At 46.8% G+C, this 18852-nt stretch carries 20 protein-coding genes; 9 read left to right on the top strand and 11 right to left on the bottom strand.

The genetic code is table 11. From position 1 onward, the window contains the following. Nucleotides 1-184: 184 nt before the first annotated feature. Nucleotides 185-583, bottom strand: coding sequence for a hypothetical protein (locus L4C42_RS13510; protein WP_353499767.1), 399 nt, complete (start codon nucleotides 581-583; stop codon nucleotides 185-187). A 312-nt stretch (nucleotides 584-895) separates the two neighbouring features. On the opposite strand from L4C42_RS13510, the gene L4C42_RS13505 reads away from it, so the two are divergent. Beyond that, on the top strand, nucleotides 896-1174 hold the full coding sequence (locus L4C42_RS13505) for a hypothetical protein (RefSeq protein WP_418642795.1): 279 nt from the start codon (nucleotides 896-898) through the stop codon (nucleotides 1172-1174). 176 nt (nucleotides 1175-1350) lie between these two features. On the opposite strand, the gene L4C42_RS13500 is transcribed toward L4C42_RS13505, so the two are convergent. After that, nucleotides 1351-2004, bottom strand: coding sequence for an endonuclease III domain-containing protein (locus L4C42_RS13500; protein WP_420884632.1), 654 nt, complete (start codon nucleotides 2002-2004; stop codon nucleotides 1351-1353). Between the two features lie 14 nt (nucleotides 2005-2018). After that, nucleotides 2019-2261 (bottom strand): hypothetical protein, encoded by a 243-nt coding sequence (locus tag L4C42_RS13495; RefSeq protein ID WP_418642794.1) that lies wholly within the window; start codon nucleotides 2259-2261, stop codon nucleotides 2019-2021. Nucleotides 2262-2541: 280 nt separating this feature from the next. Here L4C42_RS13495 and L4C42_RS13490 point away from each other — a divergent pair, with 280 nt between their 5' ends. The 4 genes from L4C42_RS13490 to L4C42_RS13475 all read left to right on the top strand — a co-directional run bounded on the left by L4C42_RS13490 (nucleotide 2542) and on the right by L4C42_RS13475 (nucleotide 5930). Further along, nucleotides 2542-2832 (top strand): putative quinol monooxygenase, encoded by a 291-nt coding sequence (locus tag L4C42_RS13490; protein ID WP_353499771.1) that lies wholly within the window; start codon nucleotides 2542-2544, stop codon nucleotides 2830-2832. Between the two features lie 91 nt (nucleotides 2833-2923). After that, nucleotides 2924-4009: an L-dopachrome tautomerase-related protein gene (locus tag L4C42_RS13485; RefSeq protein WP_353499772.1), complete on the top strand. Its 1086-nt coding sequence runs from the start codon at nucleotides 2924-2926 to the stop codon at nucleotides 4007-4009. A 51-nt stretch (nucleotides 4010-4060) separates the two neighbouring features. Further along, nucleotides 4061-4840, top strand: coding sequence for a glycine betaine ABC transporter substrate-binding protein (locus L4C42_RS13480; protein WP_418642793.1), 780 nt, complete (start codon nucleotides 4061-4063; stop codon nucleotides 4838-4840). Between the two features lie 91 nt (nucleotides 4841-4931). Next, entirely contained in the window at nucleotides 4932-5930 is a 999-nt protein-coding gene (locus L4C42_RS13475) for a zinc-dependent alcohol dehydrogenase family protein (protein ID WP_353499774.1), read from the top strand. A 24-nt stretch (nucleotides 5931-5954) separates the two neighbouring features. Here the strand turns inward: L4C42_RS13475 and L4C42_RS13470 are convergent, their stop codons facing one another. After that, nucleotides 5955-6896 carry a LysR family transcriptional regulator gene (locus tag L4C42_RS13470; protein WP_353499775.1) on the bottom strand — a complete coding sequence of 314 codons (942 nt, stop codon included), beginning with the start codon at nucleotides 6894-6896 and terminating at the stop codon, nucleotides 5955-5957. 304 nt (nucleotides 6897-7200) lie between these two features. Next, nucleotides 7201-9237, bottom strand: a complete 2037-nt coding sequence (locus tag L4C42_RS13465) for a hypothetical protein (protein ID WP_429760835.1) — start codon at nucleotides 9235-9237, stop codon at nucleotides 7201-7203. A gap of 175 nt (nucleotides 9238-9412) precedes the next feature. On the opposite strand from L4C42_RS13465, the gene L4C42_RS13460 reads away from it, so the two are divergent. After that, nucleotides 9413-9880 (top strand): DM13 domain-containing protein, encoded by a 468-nt coding sequence (locus L4C42_RS13460; RefSeq protein ID WP_418642789.1) that lies wholly within the window; start codon nucleotides 9413-9415, stop codon nucleotides 9878-9880. A 241-nt stretch (nucleotides 9881-10121) separates the two neighbouring features. Here the strand turns inward: L4C42_RS13460 and L4C42_RS13455 are convergent, their stop codons facing one another. The 4 genes from L4C42_RS13455 to L4C42_RS13440 form a co-directional block, all read right to left on the bottom strand. After that, the gene (locus L4C42_RS13455; RefSeq protein ID WP_420884633.1) at nucleotides 10122-11078 is read right to left on the bottom strand and encodes a TAXI family TRAP transporter solute-binding subunit; all 957 of its coding nucleotides are present in this window, start codon (nucleotides 11076-11078) and stop codon (nucleotides 10122-10124) included. Nucleotides 11079-11140: 62 nt separating this feature from the next. Next, nucleotides 11141-11983, bottom strand: coding sequence for a beta-keto acid cleavage family enzyme (locus L4C42_RS13450; RefSeq protein ID WP_353499779.1), 843 nt, complete (start codon nucleotides 11981-11983; stop codon nucleotides 11141-11143). A gap of 1 nt (nucleotide 11984) precedes the next feature. Further along, a complete protein-coding gene (locus L4C42_RS13445; RefSeq protein WP_353499780.1) occupies nucleotides 11985-13319 on the bottom strand; it encodes an aspartate aminotransferase family protein in 1335 nt (444 codons plus the stop codon). A gap of 119 nt (nucleotides 13320-13438) precedes the next feature. Next, the gene (locus tag L4C42_RS13440) at nucleotides 13439-13903 is read right to left on the bottom strand and encodes a c-type cytochrome (protein ID WP_353499781.1); all 465 of its coding nucleotides are present in this window, start codon (nucleotides 13901-13903) and stop codon (nucleotides 13439-13441) included. 73 nt (nucleotides 13904-13976) lie between these two features. On the opposite strand from L4C42_RS13440, the gene L4C42_RS13435 reads away from it, so the two are divergent. Together L4C42_RS13435 and L4C42_RS13430 are read left to right on the top strand one after the other, a co-directional pair. After that, entirely contained in the window at nucleotides 13977-14606 is a 630-nt protein-coding gene (locus tag L4C42_RS13435) for a cytochrome b/b6 domain-containing protein (protein ID WP_353500154.1), read from the top strand. A 79-nt stretch (nucleotides 14607-14685) separates the two neighbouring features. Beyond that, nucleotides 14686-15114 (top strand): MarR family winged helix-turn-helix transcriptional regulator, encoded by a 429-nt coding sequence (locus L4C42_RS13430; RefSeq protein WP_353500155.1) that lies wholly within the window; start codon nucleotides 14686-14688, stop codon nucleotides 15112-15114. Nucleotides 15115-15157: 43 nt separating this feature from the next. Here the strand turns inward: L4C42_RS13430 and L4C42_RS13425 are convergent, their stop codons facing one another. Both L4C42_RS13425 and L4C42_RS13420 read right to left on the bottom strand, forming a co-directional pair. Further along, entirely contained in the window at nucleotides 15158-15727 is a 570-nt protein-coding gene (locus tag L4C42_RS13425) for a DUF2959 domain-containing protein (protein WP_418643028.1), read from the bottom strand. A 203-nt stretch (nucleotides 15728-15930) separates the two neighbouring features. After that, nucleotides 15931-16644 carry a GntR family transcriptional regulator gene (locus tag L4C42_RS13420; RefSeq protein ID WP_353500156.1) on the bottom strand — a complete coding sequence of 238 codons (714 nt, stop codon included), beginning with the start codon at nucleotides 16642-16644 and terminating at the stop codon, nucleotides 15931-15933. Between the two features lie 253 nt (nucleotides 16645-16897). On the opposite strand from L4C42_RS13420, the gene mngA reads away from it, so the two are divergent. Further along, complete coding sequence (gene mngA / locus L4C42_RS13415; RefSeq protein WP_418642787.1) at nucleotides 16898-18832, top strand: PTS 2-O-a-mannosyl-D-glycerate transporter subunit IIABC; 1935 nt, start codon at nucleotides 16898-16900, stop codon at nucleotides 18830-18832. The last annotated feature ends 20 nt before the right edge of the window (nucleotides 18833-18852 follow it).

Below are 18852 nucleotides of genomic sequence, written 5' to 3'. Positions count from 1 at the left end.
CGCTTTGGCCTAATTGTTAGCTAGGCAAGTGGGGACTTTGGTGAGCAACATACTTGACGATAAGTCATCGATTAAGTAACGGTTAAACAAACATTACTTTGACTACAAACATCTAGAGGCAATACTTTTATGTATTGCCTCTTTGCTATCTGCAATAGAGCTATCTGCTATAGAGCCATCAGGTTTAGAACTTCCAAGATACACCTAAGTCCACACCTACTCCGACATCCGCACCATCGTTAAATTTAACTTCCGGTGTTGCAAATAGATCGACATCTAGGTTTTTTACTGGCTCCCAGCGCAGACCAACAGGGGCATGCACATCAACACGTTCGCTGTTCCAGTTATAACCGACACCACCTTCAACAAACCAGCTGATGTTATGTTCCGCAGAGATTGGCTTTTCTAGAAAAGCGAAACCACCATTCACATAGTTGTCTTTTACACCGACTATCACTTTATCGAACTGAAAGGTCACACCGCGTCTTGTATCTGCACCCAACTCAAACGCTTGTGCGGTTGTTGTAAGTGCCAGAATACCAGTGGTTGGCAATGCTAATTTCGTGATGAATGTGTTTTTCAAAGTCGTTGCCTCAATCAAGCCATCCCAAGCGGTTCAATCCTCGTTTATGAAAGTCGGACACTTATGTCATTTGCTGCGAAAAGTTTTTTACTAACAGCGATGGCCTCTCAATAGTGTCTACGACCAAGTGATGGAGCGTATTGTAGGGCTGGATAATTTTGGTACTTACCATTTAGCGCCATGGCGATAAAAAACGACTCGACGTTAGCCAGGAAGCATAAATATGATTAATGATAAAAACCAATATGGCTGCCTATATCTAAAGTGATTAGGTAGTTATTCTGCTCAGCGAATCCTAAACAAGAGAAAATGATGACGACACTGAACCCTTATGAGCACTTTCATCAAGACAATGCTCACGCGTCGCCAATCTGGATCGGTACACAGATGCGAAATGTTAGACAGGGAGTCGCCGCCGCTAATCGACAGGAGTTGGAATATATAGAACGCGCTTATCAAAGCTGGGAGAATCTTGTCGCGTACGGCATGACACCCTCGATGATCTGCCATCTCGCTGACATAACACCTGCTGATTTGATTCATATTCGCTATCTTGCTACGCGAAAACTAACATTAGAGAATCAAAGCTAGTCACAAATTTGAAAAGGTAGCAGGGTTCAATGCCTGCTACCGCTTCTGCGAACCCTATCTATTCAAGATAAAGGGCGGGTCATGGTAAAAGACAGAACCTCTCGGCCTTATGCCGCCTAGGACTGTTTCTGTATCTGTTCAACTTATTCTTCGTCGATATTTAATGGCGGCAGAAACTAAATTCCAATCTTTTTACAATTATTCCCCAAAGGACAGACAGCACAATTCGGCTTGGGCCTACAAAACTCTTTACCATGTTCCACCATAAGACCATGATAGTAGGCGTAGCGCTTGGTATCTGGAGGAAATACGTGTTGCATTTGAGCCCTGAAGGCTTCATAAGAGCTTGGCACAGCGTGCCCATAACGAGATAAGATTCGCCGAGCATAGGCATCAATGACAAAGGATGGCTTCTTGACGGCATAGGTCAAAATCACATCCGCGGTCTCCCCGCCGACCCCTTTGATAGACAGAAGCTCTGGTCGCAATTGCTCCAGAGAACATTCTCTCACTGATGCAATGTCATAGTGGTATCGACTAAACCACTCTGAAACGGCTTTGATTTTTTGGGATTTCTGATTGTAATAACCGCTTGGCCGTATCTTTTCAGCCAGACTCTCTAATTCCATCGCTGCAATGCATTCTGGCGATAGGTATGGCGCTAGGTTGTCCAACGCCTTCTGGGCATTTTGCCAGTTAGTGTTTTGCACTAAAACTGCACCAAGCATTACCTCATAGGGTTCTTGAGCTTGCCACCAGTCAAACCAACCATAATGTTGCTCCAGCTTTGAGAAAAGCCTACGTATACGAAGCGCTTCATCGGAAGACATCACTGTCACAGACATCACTTTTCGCGAGTGTGAGGCGTAACCGTTTCATCGATGACACCAATAGAATAAAGTACAAACTCCTCTGGATTCATGCCATCGCCCAGAGAATGAATATTCTCACCTTCTGAGATGAGCTCGTTAATAATACCCAAAGCTTCGTCTTTTGGAACATCAATAAGAGTGGGCATTTCAGAGGCAGAAACACCGTACTTCGTAGCTACAAGCAACTCTATTACCCGCTGTTTATTTGTGACCATGGTTTAACGCTCCTTACTCTACATTCCTCACCATCAACAATAGTGCAGAATATGCATTTGGCGAAACTAAACATCACCACACTAGTAGCAAAAGCATTCGTTTTACTCTTCGTTAGTGCAAGTTTCATCTCGCCTTCCCTGCAATCGCGCACCAAGACCCAGCATTCTCAATTCTTGATTGAGACTATCTCAAACCTGGCTATTGGCAAAGTGAACTAGCTGAGTCTAACTTCAATTGGGGCATCAATCTCCCCGCCACATTGAACAAGAGGTGTTTCAAATGACCAAGTTAACCATCGTTGCAAACATTTTGGCAAATGCCGCCCAAGTTGACCTTGTAAAAGCAGAGCTACTCAAACTCATTGATATCACGCGTGCCGAGCAAGGCTGCATCAATTACGACCTACACCAAGACAATGAAAACGCAGCTCATTTTGTATTCTATGAAAACTGGGAGTCACGCGAGCTCTGGCAGATACACATGGGCAACAAACACCTATCGGATTACCTCAAAGCGACAGAGGGGGCAGTAGAGTCCTTCACTATCAACGAGATGACTCACATTGGATAAATCGTGTGGTTTCACATCCCAGCCTTGCCCTTGAGTGACTTGCTCTCGTGTGAGCTATGCCGCGAGGCTGCTAATATTACAGGAACAAATTATGAGCAGAGCTACCCATATCCTCCTAGCACTTGCCAGTGTCTCGCTTCTCAACTCAGCCCTCGCTGCTGATATTGAAGTCGTAGCTGAAATGAATGGAACCCGACCGGGTAACATTACCGTCACCGAACAGGGTCGTACTTTTCTATCTATGCAACCGTTAGACGCTCCGGAGCTTCGCGTTGTCGAGCTACTCCAAGATGGCACAGCAGCGGCGTTTCCTAGTCAAGATTGGTCAGATGGTCCCGAACAAGGTGAGGTCGGCTTTGCGTCTGTGATAGGCATCGATAGCACACCTAATGGCGTTGTTTGGATACTCGATATGGGCAGCGCTACATCTGCCCCCCAAGTCGTAGCATGGGATAGTGTCAGCGACCGTTTATATAAACGTATTGAGATCAGCAAAGACGTCGTCGTCGCTAACTCATTCTTGCAAGATTTTGCTTTGGACACTAAAAGAAACCTAATGTATGTCGCCGACACGACACTGGGCAACTTGGCGGGTGAACCAGCGCCTGCGTTCGTGATTGTCGACCTAGAGACAGGGCAATCACGACGTGTTCTCACGTCAAACCCCGCATTATTAGCGCCGAAACACAATGTTGACATCGACGGAAACCTCATGGCGGCGAAACGCGAAGACGGCACCATTGATGCCCTTTATTTGGGGCTGAACCCTATCACTATCGATAGTGATTTTGAGTGGGTTTATTTTGGTACGGTGAATGGCAGTGTCATTTATCGTATCCCTGCAAAGGCATTGGCCGATAAAACAATGTCGGAGCAGTCACTCGCCTCAACAATAGAGTTCTACAGTGAGAAGCGTCCAAGTGACGGCATGATTATCAGCGCTGGAGGCGATATCTACGTTGGTGATGTTGAAAAGAATGCCATAGGTGTAGTACGCAATGGTCAATATCAAATCTTTGCTCAAGACGACAAGCTCCTTTCTTGGGCTGACGGCTTTTCAATACAAGGGCAATATCTCTATCTCACCCAAAATTCGTTGAATCTCAACCCAGCACTAAACCAAGGCAAAGAAGGCTCATCCAAACCCTACCACGTTCTGCGCATCAAGCTCGATTAAGACCCAGTTTAGTTTACATGACCTAAGTTACTGCAAATCAGGAGAATCGCTATGAAACCGAGTATTGCCATCGGGGTTACCGATCTATCGTTTCACCATGTGGCCGCCTCGTTAGTCACTCATACTTTGAATGACATGGGGTTTGAAGTTACCCGTCATTATGCCCCACACCAAGACAACTTTGCGCAGTTAAAGGCCGGCAAAGTGGACATGCTTTCCTCCGCTTGGTTGCCATCAAGTCACGGCGCATATAAAGAAGAGGTAGAAACGGTGGTGCCGCTATTAGAACTAGGCCTCCATTACGAGCCATATGCGCTGTGGGGAGTACCTGATTACGTACCTGAGTCGTCAGTTTCACAAGTCAGTGACCTTCTAAAAGACGATGTAATTTCTAAAATGAAGCACGACATTCAAGGCATTAATCCAGGGGCTGGCATCAGTCGTTTTTCTAAAAAAATGCTCGAAGAGTATGGATTGCAAGAGGCTGGCTATCGCTTCCATACGGGCTCTGAAGAGGATTGTTTCGGAACCTACGAGCGAGCCGTGGCAAACAAGGAATGGATAGTCGTGCCACTCTGGAAGCCACAGTTTCTGCACTATAAGTACACGATTAGAGAAATAGCTGACCCTAAGGGCTTGCTCGGCGTAGTGGATCGCGCTGTTCTTTTACTGCGACAAGATAGAGCCGCTCTGTTCACACCTGAGCAATTGGAGGTTCTCGATAAACTCAGGTTTTCAAATGACATCATTGCCGCCCTCGACTATCAAGTGTGCCGAGAGGGAAAGGACCTAGATGAGGTAACACAGGACTGGTTGAATTCACAGTCGTGATTACTCAGCTTTGAACAAATAATGGTATTTAGGCGGTCGCCGATCCCGAGACCGCTGATTATGGCGTGACATTGCCCAAGGGAAGCCAGTTATGAAGAAATATACGATTCAGCCGGGTGAGAATAAGCTTAAAGCTAGCTCAATGACAACTGCAGCGCTCAAAGCCAATGAGGTAAGGATCAAAGTAAGAGCTGTCTCCCTCAATTATCGCGATATTTTAAATCTGCGTTACGCCAATGAAGAGGTTGTCCCGTTCTCAGATGGTTCAGGTGAAGTGGTCGAAATAGGAGACGAGGTCAAAAACCTCAAGGTTGGCGATCGTGTGGTTGGTTTGTTCTTTCCTAATTGGATAGACGGGTCTATCAACCAAGAAATCCAGCAGGTCGCTCGCGGAGGCGGCACCACAGATGGCATGCTAGCTCATGAAACTGTGGGACATGAAGACAGTTTTATCATTTTTCCCGATCACCTTAATTATGAAGAAGCGGCAACGCTGCCCTGTGCCGCACTGACCGCTTGGCATGCCATGTTTGAACATGCGCAGCCATTACAAAAATGCCAGACAGTACTGCTCCAGGGCACTGGCGGTGTGTCAATTTTCGCACTGCAGTTGGCCGCAGCTCATGGGATCAGCACCATTGTCACGTCAAGTTCTAATGAAAAACTAGAGCAGGCTCGGTCGTTGGGCGCGACACACACCATCAACTATCGAGAAACACCTGACTGGGAGCAGGAAGTACATAGCCTCACAGGTGGCAAAGGTGTCGATATGGTACTTGAGGTAGGGGGCGCCGGAACGTTGGAAAAGTCGATGACCGCAGTCAAAGTTGGCGGAGTTATTAGCCTGATTGGCGTGCTGTCAGGGCTGGATGCAAAAGTTAACCCTCTCCCTATCATGGGCAAAAGCCTAAGGGTTTTTGGGATTTATGTGGGTAGCAAAGCCATGCAGACGAACTTGCACAAAGCACTAAGTGCACACAACATCCACCCTATTATAGATACGACCTTTACATTTGAGTCGGCTGTGTTCGCCTACGATTATCAAGCATCGGGTAAACACATGGGTAAAGTGGTAATAAAGGTTACCTGACACCACTCGAAGGGAGAGGTGGGATTACAATTTGTGCAATGCCTTTGAGGTTAATATGCCACGCTCAATGAGGGCGGATAGCGTACTGTGTGTCCGCTGACGAAAGTAATCTCGCAACACCCGCACTGTCGGCGTAATACACTGACGGCTTGGGCATACGAGCCAAAGGTCTGTTCCGGTAGGGGTATAATCAGGCATAAGGTTGACGACTCTATTGTTTAGTAGATCGTCGGCCATGTCTAAACATGACTTGATCGAGAAGCCATGCCCCGAAACGCACCACTTACGCACGAGATCACCATCATTCGACGCCCGATTTCCCGTCAGCTTAACCTTTAGGGCATCATGCTCTTTGCTGAAAACCCACTCATCTTGAATAGTTTCTTGAAGTTGATAGAACAGGCCATTGTGGCGATGCAAGTCTTCAGGATGATTTGGAAGTCCATTCTTCTCAATGTAACTTGGAGCCGCACAAATAACTCTCGGCACATCACAGATTTTAAAACCATACAAGTTAGAATCGTTTGGAGTACCATATCGAAGAGCGACATCCACAGAGTCGCGATAGAAATCAATATTGCTATCACTGATATTGCAGCGCAGCTGAACTCGAGGATGGTCATTTAGAAACTCATCTAACCAAGGCAGCACTACGTTGCGCCCAAGATCCGACGACATGGCTATGCGAACCTCCCCAAATAGAGCATCGGTATCCTCTTTAATACTCAGATGAGCTGAATCGAGCAGCCGCAACGCTTGTTCACATTGTGGTAGGTAACGCTCCCCTGCCGGAGATAGGCGAAGCTGTCGAGTTGAGCGAATAAACAGCTCCGCACCAAGATATTTTTCGACCCTTTTGATGGCTGCACTCGCGGTGGCCATTTGCATATCAAGGCTGTTAGCGGCCGCAGTGATACCACGAAGCTCTGCTACTTTCACTACTACCAGAAGATCGTTCAGGAGCATGGTGCACTTCCATTTAAATTTGTCCTTTCAATATAGTTTCTAACCTAGGTTCTTCAAGAATAGTCGTGATTCTAAAACTGGAAGCTCACCCTAATTCAACACGTTAGTTATCAAAACCAAGAACAACAACACCGGTTAAAAGTCAGTTTGAAAAAGTTTCGAACTTTGTACAAGCTCAAGTCTGTGAACTACTCCCTTCTAACGATGAGCTCAACACGTCACCACTCGAAAATGAGGCTTAACGGACTCCTTTCATAACCACTTCTTTTAAAAACCTAATGCCCTAGACTACCCTACTCAAGCGTTACTCACCCGATAATATCAGCACCGCTCCCTCATATGGACGAAGTTCAATTTGATCACTCTTGGGAGCTAAGCTGCCATCCCAATTCACGCGTTGATAATGAGCTGGCAATGCAATGGTTTGCCTTTCGCCATTCCAGATCGGCTCATCACTCCACACCTTAGTTTCTGCGCGTGATTCACCAGCGAAATAGACCACCAATCCATGTTCAAACCGACGGCCAATAGCTTTGTATTTTGAACGCCAGAGCCAATTCCCCCTGTCAAGCCAAAACCACCCTGATGGTTTGGATTGAAGGAGTTGCTCAACTTGCTTAGCTTCAACTCTATCTTGCGTTAACCAATCAAATGAGGAGTCGGTCTCGTTAATAGGCTCACCTAAATCGTAGCTGAGCATTTCGGTCGGACGATAAACCTGATTTTTAACCGCGCCACTTTGGTACCAGTTATTGTTATCGGTTGGATTGCTGCTGTAATAAAAAGTTTGATTCCAGCTGTGATAGTGGGTTTGTTTGGGTATATGGAACAAGTAATAGAGTGCCAGTCCCGTGGCAATGTCTTGCTGCCATGCCAGCTCATTTTGGGTATCTAGCTCGCTGCGGCCAAAACGGGTCGTGGTCATGACAAGACTCTCGTCTCCCATAGCAGAGAGAGCAAAGTGCTCCCAACGCTCGCGAAGTGCATCCGTTCCCATTGCCGCATACAGGTAATGCTCTCTAAGCCAAACATCGAAGACACCTCTGAGTTCGGGCGTCCATTGTGGGTAGCGCCACAAGTTTAACTCAGAGATATTCGCTGCCAGCTGCGTGTTAGGTATATGGTCTTTGAGCTGTGAGAGGAAGCTCGCCATTTGCCCAGCATAATTCAAGGCAGCCTCATCAGTGCCGACCTTGCCTGGCAACTCGGTGATAGCACCTCCTTTAAGCACTTGATATTGATTACTACCAAGCAGCTTTGCCATATCATCGTTGTAGGCGCCGCTCAGTCCCTGCCGCTGCCAATCATACTTATACCAATCCATATGTGCCTGATTAGCTGACGGGTGAGAAAAGTTAGTGCGCTGCCAGCAGGTCCCGGGCCACATATTGCCTACGGGGATAAGGCGAGCTTGTGAAGCGTATCGCGCTTGCGCTTCTAGATTTACTCTTTGACGATACTCGTTATCATCCAAATACCCATCGCCATTGGTATCATTACGCCAATCCCAACCCGGTATCTCCACGTGTTTCGCTTCCTGACGCAAACCATAGTCAACAGACAACGCATCTATACTCTGCGGCTTTGACCAACTCAACCGCACCATATACACGGGCATATCTAAATCGAGTGCACGATGGCCGGTATTGAAATGATATTCGCCAAGCCAAGGAGCAACTGCTAGCATCTGCTGCTCGATGGTAATACGTGACAAAGAACCTGTAACAGTCGGCTCACCAATACTCAAAGGCTGCCACTCACTTATCGGCGCACTATTTTGCTCTGGCCTAGCAAGGCTAATCGATAGTGTATCGCTAGAGGGTACATTGATAGCCATAAAAGGCAGGGAGGTGACGACAATGAGCTCTTCATTTATAGACAGCTTTAGCGGCAATCGTGCAGTCTTGAGCACCGTGCCCTTTTTCACCATCATATGAAGTGGCTTTCCGTCGAGAAATTGCTGCGCCTTTTCAGATAGATTTTCATAGGCTAAGTGCGTCTCTTGAGAAGCATGCAGATAAAGGTGCTCTGGGTTAACGCCTTGCTGCCACAGTTGTCGATGAAGCCACGCTTCTTGTTCACCAGCAAAGCAATCCAGTTTCTGGCTGTACATGTAGCCAAGAGCCGTAGTCTGCTTGTTTAGCTCTGGCGTACCCAAGCTGCCAAATACAATATCGCTATTCTGTGATTCCCATTGTTGGATCTCTTTTGCGCGACTACCCCAAGCTTGCCAACCACCAGGTAAAACCAAACCCATGGATGGCGCAGCTTCGACCTGGTGCCCAATCAAGGAACTGGCCAATCCTGTGACGATACCACTGATTAACAATCTGATTTTCATAGCAATCCTCCTAGCAACAAGTATAGGATAGCCTGCTAACTATCACAGGAAATACCATCGCAGAAGTGACGAGAGACCGCTAAGTAACCTCTGTATTGATGGCTATCAATCAGTTCACCGCTGTACTAGAGTTACCTCTAGGTATTATCCGTTTTTAGATTAGAAGGGAATCTTTGTGAAACGTGTCTTATTACTTTTTACTCACTTAGCAGCATTGTTTGCTGGTTTTATGTTGGGAATCTATGTTCTACCTATTCTCACTCAGCCAGACTCACCATCGATTGAGGCAATTGAGTCGCAAACCTCAGCCATTATATATCAGGGAGAATTTAGCAAAGAACGAGAAGACAGTGACTTTCTACATTGGGGCGAAGGTAAAATCAGCTTTTCCGGTGAGAGTGCAATGTTTATCGGCGAACTCGCTCCGGGACCCGATTACAAACTGTACCTCTCACCTACTTTCATTGAAACAGAGGCAGAGTTTGTCGCCAACAAAGCAGCCATGCTTCAAGTGGGAGATGTAAAAACCTTCGATCGTTTTTTGCTGACACTTCCAGAACAAACCGATTTAACTCAATACAATACGGCTATTGTGTGGTGTGAAAGTTTTGGCGAGTTCATTACCTCAGCCAAGCTAAAATGATGTCCCAAAAATAACTGTGAGAGCGGTTCCAACTGCCAATGACGTTGACATTTCGCTCACTGTTTACTGACAAAACCAAACGCAACTAGGCGCATTATGATTTGGCCTTAAGCACCTAGAACTTGTGTTATGTGTGTAACTCGAGGCAATACCGTTTTGTATTGCCTCTTTTTTTGCTTTCCCCCAAAGCAACAAACCCAACGCATAAGCGTTGGGTTTGAACTTTTATAAGGCCATTTGACTATTTAAGTAGACCCACTTCTTTGTAGTATTTCTCAGCACCTGGATGTAATGGCGCCGATAGGCCATCTTTGATCATCTCTTCTTTCTTCAAGTTGGCGAATGCTGGGTGCAGGCGCTTGAAATCATCAAAGTTTTCAAACACAGACTTAACGATGTTATACACCACATCTTCTGGTACTGCGGTAGATGAAACAAATGTCGCACCGACACCAAAGGTCATCGTGTCTTCAGGATTACCTTTGTACATACCGCCTGGTACTGTTGCAACGCGATAGAAACTGTTGTCTGCCACTAGCTTGTCAACCACAGAGCCGTCAACGGTTACTAGCTTACTGTCACAAGAAGTTGTTGCTTCTTTGATAGCGCCACTAGGGTGACCAACGGTATAGATCATTGCATCGATTTTATTGTCACAAAGCGCTTTAGATTGCTCAGAGGCTTTCAGCTCAGAGGTCAATTTAAATACATCCTTACCCCAGCCATAGCCGTCCATAAGTACTTCCATCGTACCGCGTTGGCCAGAGCCTGGGTTACCAATGTTCACTCGCTTGCCTTTTAAGTCTTCAAACTTCTCAATTCCAGAATCGGCACGCGCGACCACGGTAAACGGTTCTGGGTGAATAGAGAATACCGCACGGAGGTCTTTGTAAGCGCCAGCGTCAGCAAATTTGCTAGTACCATTGTAGGCATGATATTGCCAGTCTGACTGAGCGATACCTAAATCCAATTCACCGGCTCTAATGGTGTTGATGTTGTAGATAGAACCGCCAGTGCTTTCCACAGAACAACGGATCGAATGATCTTTACGGTCTTTATTTACCAATCGGCAAATCGCCCCTCCAGTAGGATAATAGACGCCTGTTACACCACCAGTACCAATTGTCACAAATTGGTCTTTGGCGTGCGCGAGGGTAGCGCCGCCCATTGCCATACAAACAGCAGATACAGTTAACATGGTCTTTATTTTGGTCATAATTATTCCTTTTCCTGTCGTAGGTATCCTGACCGGTGTACTCCTTAACAACCGGCCGAAGTGAGATGGTTTTTTAATTCTTCTGTTGTCATTGGTTTGATGTTGAGTGCTGTCGCCGTATCGACAAGTTGAGTCACTAAAACAGCATTGCTTTCCGCGATAGCACCCTGATTGTCATAATGATTATTTTCAAACCCTACTCGTACGTCAGCCCCCATAAGCATAGCAGCCGTCAAACAGTTATGTTCAAAATGACCAAAGGCACACACCGCCCAACGGTGATCCAGTTCAAATAATTGTGATCTCAACATAGGAGCGAGATCCTGCGGATGCGCCAACTGCCCGTCGCGATAGCGCCCTAATACTAATAACAAATGATGGTGGTAATTGGGCAACAATCCGCGCGATAACCATCGCAAATAGTGCTGTAAGTCTTGTTCGTCATAGAGGATATATTGCGAGATGATGCCTTGGTCTGCGACCCAATGAAAGAAGCTACTCGCCGATGTTAAGTGCTGCTCATCAGGAATCAGCTCTCGAAGCGCAAAAGACGCGGCTTCCGGTTTGATTGCTTTAATTAAGGCCTTCTGCTGCTCTGGAAGATACAGACCGACAGCCTCCGTGGTCAGTTGCACTAGAAGCGTGTCACCCACCCGCTCCTTTAGCCCTCGGTAGAGAGGGAGATTATCGTCAAGCTCAAGCGAGTGCCGACCTTGTTTGTCGCGGGCATGCAAATGCACCATCGCCGCTCCAGCATCTCGACACGCGATGGCTTCATCAATAATACTTGGCAGCTCCAAGGGAAGATTAGGATGATCGCGTTGGGTTTTACGAGCCCCGTTGGGTGCCACGATGATCGCCGACTCAGAAAATGGTTGGGCAGTCATGCTATGCCCCCCACTTTGCAGCGGCCAGCTCAAGTGAACTAGTCAGTTTAACGACCAACTCGTCGAGCTCAGCGTCAGCTATGATGAACGGGGGTGCGAGTAAGATATGATGCCCTTGTTTGCCATCGATAGTGCCCGACATGGGGTAGCACATTAACCCTTGATCCATAGCAATGGATTTTACCCACTTATGCGCTTGTGTTGACGTGGGCAGTGGTGCTTTAGTGACTTTATCCGCCACGAGCTCAATGCCAATAAACAAACCTCGCCCACGAATATCGCCGACAAACGGCAAATCACCGAGTGTGCTATCTAGCTTATTAGATAACCCTATCCCCTGATTGGTGACAGCAGAGAGGAGATCATCGTCGATAATCGTATTCACTGTGGCAAGCGCCGCCGCGCATGCAATGGGATGCCCCATAAACGTGTGCCCATGCTGAAAAAAGCCAGACCCATTGGCGATGGTCTGATAGACCTTATCCTGCACGACCACGGCACCAATTGATTGATAACCTGCTCCAAGCCCTTTCGCTATGGTCACCATATCGGGTACAACACCTTCTTGTTCAAAAGCATAGAAAGTCCCCGTTCTTCCTACACCACACATCACTTCATCCAAGATCAGTAGGACTTCGTACTGGTCACAGATCTCTCTAATCCGTTTAAAATAGTCCTTTGTCGCCGGGACAGCGCCAGCGGTCGCCCCCACAACTGGCTCTGCGACAAACGCCATCACATTGTCCGCACCGAGTGCCAGGATTTGTTGTTCCAGTTCGTTGGCCGCCCACATGCTGTAATCCGTTTCGGACTCATACGCCATTTGCTCGCGATATGCATAACAAGGCGCGATATGGTGACTCGTAGTGAGCAAAGGACGAAACGGCTCACGACGCCATTCGTTTCCCCCCACCGCCAGCGCGCCTAGTGTGTTGCCATGATAACTTTGCCGCCGAGCAATGAACTCTGTTTTCTGAGGTTTTCCTCTCTCAACAAAATACTGACGAGCCATTTTAAGCGCGGCTTCCACCGCCTCCGAACCACCACTTACAAAATAAACCTGCTTTAACGGCTCCGGAGCTAAGTCCACAAGACGCTTTGCTAATAGCTCACTGCTTTGTGTGGTAAAAAAGCCAGTATGCGCATAAGGCACGGCATCAAGCTGATCGCGGATAGCTTGTTTCACTTGGGGGTGATTGTGCCCCAAATTCGATACTGCCGCTCCGCCACAGCCATCAAGGTACGCTTTACCATGAGTATCGAATAGATAGACACCTTCACCATGACTCACTGTTGGCAGTTGGCCGTGACAACTGCGGTGGAATACACTGCTCATTGATTAATCCCTCAAAAACACCAGCCTATTTCCTAATAGTTGTAACAGCTGTCGGGATTTACAAATTTATTGTTTAAAAATTGTTCGCTCATTCAAAACAACTAACACATCAAGATCGATCACCAACGCGAGCGGTAACTGCGGTGACAACTGCGACAAGTAGAGTTAGCGGCATCAAGTCCAGCTTCTACCGACTCCACAGATTGAGATTGAACGCCGTCCACGACCTGTTGATAGCCTTGCTGCATGTCGGTAAGCAACTGCTGAAACTTCGCAGGTTTCTTCCAAACCGACTCTTTCGCCTTACTCCCTTGTTGGCTACCCACAGGGAAGGCCGCAGACAATAGCAAACTGTCTTCTAGAAGCTGTTCACTGGCCACTTGAAGTGCCTGCCAATCTACTTGTGACTTGCTCACTTGATCAGCAACCCGTTCGGTCTGACTCTCAATACGCTCAAACGCCGATTGACGTGTAGCGATAGACTCGGCATGGCTCATCGCTTGAGCGTTTTGCACCATAGCCAATGACACAAACACCAATCCACATACTGCAGCTTTAGAGCAAACCTTTTTCACTAGCAACATACATACACCTTATTTTTGGAGTTAACTTGAATTAATCTCACTTTTTCGATAACGAGTAGATTTTATGAGAAACATTAAAGTCTGGGATGCCGCGACTCGCATTTATCACTGGGCACAGGCGTTACTGTTTGTGGCGTTAATGGACACTGGGCTTCAAGGTACAGGGCCACATCTTCAGCTTGGTATGGTGTTATTTACTCTGCTGGTTTGGCGTATGTGCTGGGGCATTGTTGGCAGTGAAACCAGCCGCTTCAAACAATTTGTTAAAAAGCCGAAACAGATAGTTGACTACCTAACAGGTATACAGCCTGCCACTGCGGGGCACAATCCATTAGGTGCCCTTATGGTAGTGACTATGCTAGGCCTTCTTATTATGCAGTGTTTAAGCGGGATGTTACTAGCCGGACTATTTGACGGGTTAGAGCAATATGGCGTCGCAATCCCAGACACCTTTTATGATGCTGGAGAGCAAGTTCATCTTTTATTGGCGCAGTTGCTACCTTGGCTGATCGCTGCACATGTAGCGGCGATCGTTGGATACAAGTTCATAGGTAAGCCACTACTCCTTGCAATGATAACTGGCAAGCAATGGATGACACACCAGAGAGCTGCTCCAACGCTCGTAAGCCAGCGCCGCGCATTTTTAGTGCTAATTGGCGCCATTTTAGTTACCATCGCAATAGTTGCCCCATCAATGATATGACTCATTGGTTACCAATCACGGTGACAGCTGAGCTTTCATTGCCGGGTTTTTATTAAAAGATTTGCACAACGGAAATATGATGAACAATGAATTTGAACGCGAATCCAGTTTCGGCTGGCTGCTCAACGTAGTCGCCAATCACGCATCTAAAGAGTTTGATCAGCGCCTCAAGGAAAAAGGACTAACATTAGCATTGTGGCCAACGTTGATGTGTTTATGGGAAAAAGAAGGGATTAATCAACGAGAGATCGCTCAGATGTCCAAAGTCGAAAGCTCGACGACAACACGCACTATCGACAAGTTAGAGACCCTAGGTCTTGTGGAACGTCAACCGGATCCCGACAGTCGACGTTCATTTAAAATCTACCTAACCGAAGAAGGACGTGCGCTTAAGAAAGAGGTGATCCACTTGCCTCTCGAAGTGAATCAACAGCTTCTAAATCCTCTCACAAAGCAAGAGCAGGCAACTATGGTTCAGCTATTACAAAAGTTAGTCGGTAAGATCTAGCCACCAGCCAAGGTATCAAACAACACGACCTGTTTGATACTATCTATTGGTTATTAAGCTTGCCAATAAACTTATCCGACTCCTCAATCGCGGCATTCATCTGATTGATCGCTACTTGAATGTCATTCTCTAGACTGATCAACTCTCCTTGTAATGAGCCAATCGCACTCGCATTAAGATTGTGTTTGAGGTAGAGCGTGTTGTCGCGCAGAGTATTGAGTACAGGCGTCATCTTCTGCTCTGCTCGCTTCATTGCTTTCAACATGGTTTGATACGAGGCTCGAGTATCTTTTAGCTTCTGCTCACTCGAGCGACGGAGCTTAGCACTTGTGTATTGCTCAAGTTCAGCTTGCCACTCTTCAAACAACGCTTCAGAGACATCCTCTACTGCCGAAATACGGTCGCGCACCTCTTCCGCGGCCTTTTCGCTGTCTTCGTATTTGTCGTTGATGTCGTTGTAGACTTTTTCTAAATCACCGCCATCAAACCCACTCAGAGCGGATACTGCCTCCAGCGCGCTAGTAAACTCCTCTTGCGCTTCCTGTTGAGACTCTTTGGCATCCTCAACACGCGTCACCATAATATCGCGCTTGTGATAACCAACTTGCTCCATTGCAGAGTAATAAGTTGATTGGCAACCCACTAAACCACCTACTGACAAGGCTCCAATTAACATCCAACGCATTGTTTTCATTCCTTTCGGTATGCTTGATAGATTAACTATAAATGGCGAATCGCAGAGGTGACAAGTTTAGATAGTAGACTTGTCGGTAGTCGCTTAAAAAAGTGACATTCCTAATACAGGTAACTCTCTTATCAATGTCGCTTGGCCACCAAGGTAAACTTGTATTCGCTTGATTTAAAATAGTTTCGGCTATATTCGAATACAATGTCCCCTCTCAATAATCCGCGGGTCCGTTTCTCGATGATAGGCTGAGCTGGGTCTATGTGTAATAGTTCCGCGACTTCTTCAGGAGGCAGTACAGGAATGATCTCCTGCTCACTGCGGTCAATTACGAGACCTTTCTGCTTCTCGATAAACTCATACTTAGAGCCTTGCATCACCTGATAGGTGAGATCCGGGAACATGCTGATCGGCATCCAAGTCTCTTCCACGGTGATGGGGTTATCATCAAGAAAGCGCACACGCTTGATATAGAAAACCCGCTCACCTTCTTGAATCTCTAGATGTTCAGCCATCGTTATAGAGGCCGCTTGGATCTCAAATGCCAGCACGTCGCTGTGAGTAACACCATTAAGGTGCGCCCACTTCTCTGCAAAGCTAGTCTGTTGGTAGATATCGTAATTAACACGATTCTCTTTCACATAAGTACCGCTACCTTGAATACTCTCAAGCTCTTGGTTTTCTACTAGTAACTTAATTGCCTGTCGCACCGTAACACGACTTACCGAGAACTCTTCACGGAGCTGAGCTTCAGTTGGCAATGCTTCGCCCACTTTATACTCCCCTAAACTGATCTTTTCCCGAATCGCATCAGCGATTCTTCGATACATCGGCAATCTCGCCATACAAACCTCTACTGACATAACGATGTTCGATAGGGCATCTAAGCCCATCAAGAACTATATTTAGTCATATGATACGAATTGATAGAGCAATGACAAGCAATTGTTACTACAAAAAGACCAAATTTAAATACAACAACAATACATATTTATCAATAAATGAGATCTCCATCATGGATCATTTGTATTAAAGAGGTATTATTTAGCCATTGTTGACGGGACAACAATAGATGAATGTAACAATGGGACAAAAGTTATGAACCTAACATCTCTGACCAACCCATCGCTGATTAACCTACAAACGACTTTTGAAAGTCGCGATGCAGCGATAGAAGCTCTTGCCGAACAACTATATCAACAAGGCAAACTTCACAATAAAGAAGAATACCTAAAAGCGGTATTTGAACGCGAGACGCAAGGACCAACAGCACTTGGCGAAGGCTTAGCGGTACCACATGGTAAAACGGATGCCGTAAAAGAAGCAGCCTTTGCGGTTGCGACACTATCAAGCGATCTTAAATGGCAAGGTATCGACGAAGAAGAAGACGTTAACCTCATCTTTCTGATTGCGATCCCCAATGCAGAAGCAGGCTCTACGCACATGCACCTGCTTACCGAGCTAACGACAACGCTCGTTGACGACGATGTCCGTCAAGCCGTTCTTAATGCTACAACTTCAGAACAAATTCTAACTTTGTTGTCAAACCAAGAAGAAACACACCAAGAACAAGACAACTTAGATACAAATGCACCAACCATTGTTTGTGTTACTGCTTGCCCCGCTGGCATCGCTCACACTTATATGGCAGCTGAATACCTTGAAAAAACAGGCCACAAGCTTGGATATAAGGTTTACGTAGAGAAGCAAGGTGCAAACGGTATCGAAGATCGTTTGACTGCCGAGCAATTAAATAACGCCACAGCCGTCGTGTTTGCAGCAGAAGTTGCAATCAAAGAAGTCGAACGTTTTAACGGTATTCCACGTGTTGAAGTGCCTGTCGCAGAGCCAATCAAACACTCAGAGCGAATTCTCAACGAAGCCATCGAGGCTGGCAAAAATGGTACGGGCGCAGATCGCACCATTGCGACTGACGATAAACCGAAAAAACTTCCGCTGAAAACGGAGCTAAAACAAGCGCTGCTTTCAGGTATCTCTTATGCCGTTCCGCTTATCGTTGCTGGCGGCACCGTTCTAGCAGTCGCCGTTCTTATTGCACAAATTTTTGACTTGCAAGAGCTTTACGCAACCGATGGTTCTTGGCTGTGGATGTACCGCAAACTTGGTGGTGGTCTGCTAGGTACCTTAATGGTTCCTGTACTTGCCGCTTATACCGCTTATTCACTTGCTGATAAACCAGCATTAGGTCCAGGTTTTGCTGCCGGTATTGCCGCAAACCTTATCGGCTCGGGCTTCCTCGGTGGTGTTGTGGGTGGTTTGATCGCCGGTTACCTAATGCGCTGGGTGAAAGAAAATGTTCGCCTAAGCCCTGCTTTCAACGGCTTCCTAACCTTCTACCTTTACCCAGTTATCGGTACCTTAGTCGCGGGCTCTTTGATGCTGTTCGTTATTGGTAAGCCAGTAGCATGGCTAAACCAAGGTCTAACAGACTGGCTAAACGGTATGTCTGGTACCAACGCTCTTCTGCTCGGTGCTGTGATCGGTTGCTTCGTATCGTTCGACCTTGGCGGCCCAGTAAACAAAGCGGCTTACGCCTTCTGTCTGGGAGCAATGGCAAACGGTGTTTATGGTCCATACGCAATCTTCGGCTCAGTGAAAATGGTATCGGCGTTCACAGTAACGGCTTCAACCATGCTTGCTCCACGACTGTTTAAAGACTTTGAGATTGAGACAGGTAAATCAACTTGGTTGCTTGGCTTAGCGGGTATCACTGAAGGTGCGATTCCAATGGCGATTGAAGACCCTATCCGCGTTATCGGTTCGTTCCTACTAGGTTCAATCGTAACGGGCGCAATGATTGGCGCTGCGGGTATTGGTCTATCGACTCCGGGTGCTGGCATCTTCTCAATCTTCCTACTGCACGACGCAGGTATCGGTAGCTTCATGGCGGCAGCCATCTGGTTTGGCGCAGCCCTAGTCGGCACAGCAATCTCAACCGTCACCTTGCTTGCGTGGAGAGCGCATGCCGTAAAAAAGGGTAAATTTGCAGCCCAGGTAGCGACGCAAAACTAATCAATATTATTAATCAATAA

It is taken from the genome of Vibrio wakamikoensis, from assembly GCF_050337275.1.
In the GTDB taxonomy this organism is placed as follows: Bacteria; Pseudomonadota; Gammaproteobacteria; order Enterobacterales; family Vibrionaceae; genus Vibrio; species Vibrio chaetopteri.
Note: the sequence above shows the minus strand (reverse complement) of the source record. Positions and strands in the feature narration are given on the sequence as shown.

Coding starts and splice junctions, on each gene's coding strand:
- L4C42_RS13455 (WP_420884633.1), bottom strand. CDS start 11,078: ATGTTAACTGTATCTGCTGTTTGTATGGCAATGGGCGGCGCTACCCTC.
- L4C42_RS13485 (WP_353499772.1), top strand. CDS start 2,924: ATGAGCAGAGCTACCCATATCCTCCTAGCACTTGCCAGTGTCTCGCTT.
- L4C42_RS13470 (WP_353499775.1), bottom strand. CDS start 6,896: ATGCTCCTGAACGATCTTCTGGTAGTAGTGAAAGTAGCAGAGCTTCGT.
- mngA (WP_418642787.1), top strand. CDS start 16,898: ATGAACCTAACATCTCTGACCAACCCATCGCTGATTAACCTACAAACG.
- L4C42_RS13445 (WP_353499780.1), bottom strand. CDS start 13,319: ATGAGCAGTGTATTCCACCGCAGTTGTCACGGCCAACTGCCAACAGTG.
- L4C42_RS13480 (WP_418642793.1), top strand. CDS start 4,061: ATGAAACCGAGTATTGCCATCGGGGTTACCGATCTATCGTTTCACCAT.
- L4C42_RS13450 (WP_353499779.1), bottom strand. CDS start 11,983: ATGACTGCCCAACCATTTTCTGAGTCGGCGATCATCGTGGCACCCAAC.
- L4C42_RS13430 (WP_353500155.1), top strand. CDS start 14,686: ATGAACAATGAATTTGAACGCGAATCCAGTTTCGGCTGGCTGCTCAAC.
- L4C42_RS13420 (WP_353500156.1), bottom strand. CDS start 16,644: ATGGCGAGATTGCCGATGTATCGAAGAATCGCTGATGCGATTCGGGAA.
- L4C42_RS13465 (WP_429760835.1), bottom strand. CDS start 9,237: ATGAAAATCAGATTGTTAATCAGTGGTATCGTCACAGGATTGGCCAGT.
- L4C42_RS13440 (WP_353499781.1), bottom strand. CDS start 13,903: ATGTTGCTAGTGAAAAAGGTTTGCTCTAAAGCTGCAGTATGTGGATTG.
- L4C42_RS13425 (WP_418643028.1), bottom strand. CDS start 15,727: ATGGAGCAAGTTGGTTATCACAAGCGCGATATTATGGTGACGCGTGTT.
- L4C42_RS13490 (WP_353499771.1), top strand. CDS start 2,542: ATGACCAAGTTAACCATCGTTGCAAACATTTTGGCAAATGCCGCCCAA.
- L4C42_RS13495 (WP_418642794.1), bottom strand. CDS start 2,261: ATGGTCACAAATAAACAGCGGGTAATAGAGTTGCTTGTAGCTACGAAG.
- L4C42_RS13505 (WP_418642795.1), top strand. CDS start 896: ATGACGACACTGAACCCTTATGAGCACTTTCATCAAGACAATGCTCAC.
- L4C42_RS13475 (WP_353499774.1), top strand. CDS start 4,932: ATGAAGAAATATACGATTCAGCCGGGTGAGAATAAGCTTAAAGCTAGC.
- L4C42_RS13500 (WP_420884632.1), bottom strand. CDS start 2,004: ATGTCTTCCGATGAAGCGCTTCGTATACGTAGGCTTTTCTCAAAGCTG.